General features: G+C 71.2%; 6 protein-coding genes. 2 read left to right on the forward strand and 4 right to left on the reverse strand.

Features of this window, described 5'->3' with window-relative positions:
* The 4 genes from JF597_RS48995 to JF597_RS49010 form a co-directional block, all read right to left on the reverse strand.
* The coding region (locus JF597_RS48995) for a hypothetical protein (RefSeq protein WP_294012333.1) at nt 1-388 on the reverse strand (388 nt) is incomplete at its 3' end.
* A 184-nt stretch (nt 389-572) separates the two neighbouring features.
* Nucleotides 573-1,046, reverse strand: coding sequence for a hypothetical protein (locus JF597_RS49000; RefSeq protein ID WP_294012336.1), 474 nt, complete (start codon nt 1,044-1,046; stop codon nt 573-575).
* Nucleotides 1,043-1,657, reverse strand: coding sequence for a TetR family transcriptional regulator (locus tag JF597_RS49005; protein ID WP_294012340.1), 615 nt, complete (start codon nt 1,655-1,657; stop codon nt 1,043-1,045). Before JF597_RS49005 ends, JF597_RS49000 begins: the two co-directional genes overlap by 4 nt.
* The gene (locus JF597_RS49010; protein WP_294012343.1) at nt 1,654-2,718 is read right to left on the reverse strand and encodes a hypothetical protein; all 1,065 of its coding nucleotides are present in this window, start codon (nt 2,716-2,718) and stop codon (nt 1,654-1,656) included. The genes JF597_RS49005 and JF597_RS49010 overlap by 4 nt, the downstream gene beginning before the upstream one ends.
* Before the next feature lie 72 nt (nt 2,719-2,790).
* Between JF597_RS49010 and JF597_RS49015 the strand changes: the two genes are divergently transcribed.
* Entirely contained in the window at nt 2,791-3,594 is an 804-nt protein-coding gene (locus JF597_RS49015; RefSeq protein ID WP_294012346.1) for a glucose 1-dehydrogenase, read from the forward strand.
* Nucleotides 3,591-4,680: FAD-dependent oxidoreductase (locus JF597_RS49020; RefSeq protein ID WP_294012349.1), on the forward strand; the 1,090-nt coding region annotated here is incomplete at its 3' end. The genes JF597_RS49015 and JF597_RS49020, both read left to right, overlap by 4 nt.

Consider the following 4,680-nt stretch of genomic DNA (forward strand, 5'->3'; position numbering starts at 1 on the left):
TGCCGGTCGGCACCGAGAAGTAGTTCGGCTCGGCGTAGCGCACGAGCGCGTTGGCCCGCAGCGCGGCGACCGCCCGCTGCTCGTCCCCGCTTGCGACCGCGAGCACCTGCGCCCCGACCCCGACGTGCTTCACCAGCCGCGCGCCGGCAGCGGCCGCTGCCTTCCGCTGGTCCTTGACCGACGTCCCGTCGCGGAAACGGGCCAGGACGCTGCCCGTCGCGAACTCGCGGTGGTGCCCTGGCGCAGAGGCCCGCGCGGAGTGGGCCGGTGCGGCGGCGGCGGACCCCGCCGACGACACCGCGACGGCGGCCGGCCCACCGACGACGAGCGCGGCCGTCGCCAGGAGAGCAGCCGGCCGGAGGAGGCGCGAGCCGGGGTGCAACAGCACGCGCGTCGAGCATGCAGCGGGGGGATTGACCATGTGGGGGGGTCCTGACGTTCGTCGCGTCCGATGCCTAGCAGGAGCGGCCAGAAGGGGCGCAAGTACACGTTTCGCCGGGAGGACAGGCCCTTGCTCCCAACAAGATCGGGGCAAAGATGGACGACACGCCCGCGAACTGCATCGGCTCGTCTCAGGCCAGCTGCGGCCTGGCTGTTGGCCAGCAGCGGTACGCGAGCAGCAGCGGGACGAGAAGCCACGGCAGGTTCAGCGGCAGGTAGGTGCCGAGGTGCGGCGGGCTGTCCGGACCGAGGAACGTCTGCATGAAGTAGAAGTACATGTTGGCCACGGCGCTGACGGCGTAGACCAATCCCAGCGTCGGAAGCCATGGCCAGGGCTTGAGCTTCCAGATGCCGTAGGTGAGCAGCAGCAGGAGCGGCAGCTCCACGAACCCGTCGTACAGGCTCGAGGCCTGCAGGGTGGGAGGGATGTGCAGGTGCTGCGGCTCCTGCTGAACGGCCCAGGTGTGCAGTGACCGCAGCGGCAGCCACCAGCTATCAGCGGTGACCGGGACGCCGAGTGCTTCCGGCAGGCTGAAGACGGCGGCGTAGAGGGCGCCGATCACGAAGAACGGCAGGAACAGGTAGTCTAGCCGGTGACGGTTCACCCTCGTCGGCTGGTGGGCACGGCGAAACCGTGCATCACCAGGTCCAGGGCCTGCTGCGTGAGGACGTGCAGCGACGACCTGCTGCCGTTGCGCAGCCACCACTCGTAGGCGTACTCGACGGCTGCCACTGACGACCTGACCAGGACGCCGGCCCGCAGCTGCGCCGCCGTGGACCTGCTTCCCAGCCGCTCGGCCACCGCAGCGATCAGCTCGTCGCAGTCCTCGTGGTCCAGCAGGGACGCCCGCTGGAGCCCGGCGGGCGCGGAGGCCATGGCACGGCGCCACAGCTCAACGGTCTCGTCGTCGTCCACGAACTGCGACGTGCGCGCCAGGATGGCGGCGACGAGGGAGTCCTCGACGGCCTCGTCCCGCGGGCGGTTGCGGAAGTTCGCCACGATCCGGGCCCGGCCGCGCTGCGCGGCCCCCAGCAGCAGGTGCTCCTTGCTCGGCACGTGCCGGAAGAAGGTGCTGGGCGAGATGCCCACCTCCTCCGCGATCGCCTCGGTGGTGACGGCGTCGTAGCCCCGTTCGGCGAACAGCCGGAGGGCTGTCCGCCCGATGTCGGCGCGCAGCGCGTCGCGCTGCCGCTCTCGCAGCGGGACCGAGGTCATCGACTCAGTGCGGGCGCGGCGTGGCCGGAGATCAGGGGCAGGTCGAGGTAGGTCTTGATCCCGGGACCTGCCTCGTGGACGTAGGGGATGGCGCTGACGCAGTGGTTGGCAGTGGCGACCACCCCGTTGTTGCGCTCCAGGCCGGCGGCGATCGAGTCGGGCTGCAGGCCGCGGAAGGTCAGCGTGACCGACGGATCGCCGGTGATCTCGACCTCGAAGCGCTCCCCGGCGGCGCCCAGGTCCCAGGCCGGGTCGAGGTCCTTCTCCCCCATCAGCCAGTTCACGGCTGCCGTCACGACCGGTACGCCGTCGACGAGGGCTTCCCAGGTGAAGCGGCGTGCCGCCACGAGTCCGGGCTGGATCACACCGATCGGCGAGTCGATGGGGGCAGTCGCGACCGCGACCTCCTGCGAGGACCGCAGCCGGGGCTCGACCTTGAACCCGAGCTCGTCCACGATCATCCGCACCGAAGCCTTGAAGCCCTCCTCGAGAAGGGCCAGCATCGGGCCGGCAAGCGCCGTCTCCGGCGGCCCGCCGAAGCCCATGATGTCGCGGATCACCTCAGGGGCACCGTAGGTCCGGATGTCGGAGAACTCCTCCGCGCGGACGTGCGTCACCGCCGCCGACACCGCCGAGATCATCAGCGGGAACCGCTCGGTGATGCCGCCCGGGTGGATGCCCGAGCCGTGCAGGGTCGAGCCGCCTTCCTGGCAGGCCTGCTCGAGGGCCTGGATGCGGGGGCTGTTGCGGTCGGGGTAGACCCACCCGACCGGCGTGACGACGTCCTTGCCCGAGCGGAGCAGCGCCGCGACCTCGTTGTCGTCGGCGACCAGCGGCGCGTACATCACGCAGTCCGCGTCGAGGGCCAGGATCTCCTCGACCGAGTCGGTGGCGAGCACGCCCACAGGCCCGGCTCCGATGAGCTCACCGACGTCACGGCCGCTCTTGTCGGCGCTGTAGACCCGGCAGCCGACCAGCTCCAGATCCGGGTGCCGCAGCACGCCCTCGATCGCCGCTCTGCCCACGCCACCGGTGGCCCACTGCACAACCCTGATCGTCATGCACGTCACGCTCCACGTTGTGACAGTGACTGTCAAGTTGCGATTCTCACCTCCCTCAGTAGTGTCTGCCAGATGATCCTCGACAGGTTCCGGCTCGACGGCCAGGTCGCCGTCGTCACAGGTGGCGGCCAGGGCATCGGGCGCGGCATCGCCATCGGCCTGGCCGAGGCCGGCGCGGACGTCGTCGTGGGAGCCCGCACCAAGGCCGACCTCGACGAGGTCGTGGCACGCATCGAGGAGACCGGGCGCCGCGGCCTCGCGGTCGTCGCCGACGTCATGGTGGACGACGACCGGCGCCGGCTCATCGATGCTGCGGTCGAGCGGTTCGGCCGTCTGGACGTCCTCGTCAACAACGCCGGCGGCACCGGGCCCCGCGCCGCGATGGCGACCTCGGAGCGGTACTTCGAGATGGCGATGAGGTTCAACGTCATCTCGCCGTTCCTGGTGAGCCAGCTCGCGGCTCAGGCGATGGTGGACACCGTTGGCAGCGGCTCCATCGTCAACATCTCCTCGCGCTCCTCGGACATGGTGCTCAGCTCGTTCGTCGCTTACGGAGCCGGCAAGGCCGCCCTCAACCAGATGACCCGCAACCTCGCGCACGAGCTCGCGCCGCTCGTGAGGGTCAACGCGATCATCGTCGGAGGCGTCGCGACGCAGGGACTCGAGGTCGTCCTCACCAACGAGGAGCTGCGCAGCCAGTTCGAGGCGAACACCCCGATGCGCCGCCCGGGCGAGCCCGAGGACATCGCGTGCGCGGCGCTCTACCTGGCCTCCCCCGCCTCCGCCTGGGTCACCGGAAAGCTGCTCCACGTCGACGGCGGCTGCGAGCAACCCGCCATCGACGTCCCCGCTCCTCCGCTGCTGCCCACCCGGTGAAGCCCAGGGTGGTCGTCGCCGGCCTCGGCGACAGCGGCCTGCTCACTGCGATCCACCTGTCCCGGCACGCCAGTGTCGTCGGCATCTCGGCGAAGCCGGAGATCGTGAGCGGCCAGGAGCTCGGCGTGCGGCTGGCCCGGCCGGAGGACTGGGCGCGGGACAACCGGGTCGACTTCGGCCGGTACCGGCGGCTCGACGGCGTCCGGCGGCTGCACGGCTCGCTGGTGGGTCTCGATCTCGACGCGCGCACGGTCACGGTCGAGCTGGCCGAGGGCGGTGCCCGTGCCGAGCCGTACGACGTGCTGGTCATCTCCACGGGTGTCGCCAACGGCTTCTGGCGCACGCCGGAGGTCCAGTCGCGCGCGCAGGTCGACGACGACATCCGTCGCCACCACGAGACCCTCGCCGGAGCGTCGTCGATCGCCGTCATCGGCGGCGGCGCAGCCGCGGTCAACACAGCAGCGAACGCGCGCGTCCGCTGGCCTGACAAGCAGGTCGACCTCTTCTTCCCTGGCGACAGGGCGATCCCGCAGCACCACCCGCGAGCATGGAGCCACGTACGACGCCGGCTGGTCGACCTCGGCGTGGCGCTGCACCCGGGGCACCGCGCCGTCGTCCCGGACGGGTTCGCGTGCGACGACATCACCCACGAGCCGGTCTCGTGGAGCACTGGCCAGTCTCCGACGCACGCAGAGGCGGTCGTCTGGGCGATCGGCCGCGTGCAACCCAATACTTCGTGGCTACCGATCTCGCTGCTCGACGCCGGGGGCTTCGTCGACGTCACCTCGACGCTGCAGACGAGGAGTCATCCGGAGGTCTTCGCCATCGGTGACGTCGCCGCGACCGACCCGCTCCGCTCCTCGGCCCGCAACCGCGCCGACCGGCTCCTCGCCCGCAACATCCGGGCGCACCTCGCCGGCCGGCCGCTCAAGGAGTTCCGACCCGCCCGCTCCCGCTGGGGCTCGGTGCTCGGCCTCCAGGACGACGGGCTGCTCTTCCTCGCTCCCGATGGCCGCGCCATCCAGATCCCGGCCTGGGCCCTGCACCGGGTGCTGCTGCCGTGGGTCGTGCGGCGCGGCTTCTACG

This window comes from Streptomyces sp., assembly GCF_019510245.1.
Lineage (GTDB): Bacteria > Actinomycetota > Actinomycetes > Streptomycetales > Streptomycetaceae > Streptomyces.

Bases quoted from the DNA above. Each gene is read 5' to 3' on its own strand.
- JF597_RS49015 (WP_294012346.1), top strand. From the start codon at position 2,791: ATGATCCTCGACAGGTTCCGGCTCGACGGCCAGGTCGCCGTCGTCACA.
- JF597_RS49010 (WP_294012343.1), bottom strand. From the start codon at position 2,718: ATGACGATCAGGGTTGTGCAGTGGGCCACCGGTGGCGTGGGCAGAGCG.
- JF597_RS49005 (WP_294012340.1), bottom strand. From the start codon at position 1,657: ATGACCTCGGTCCCGCTGCGAGAGCGGCAGCGCGACGCGCTGCGCGCC.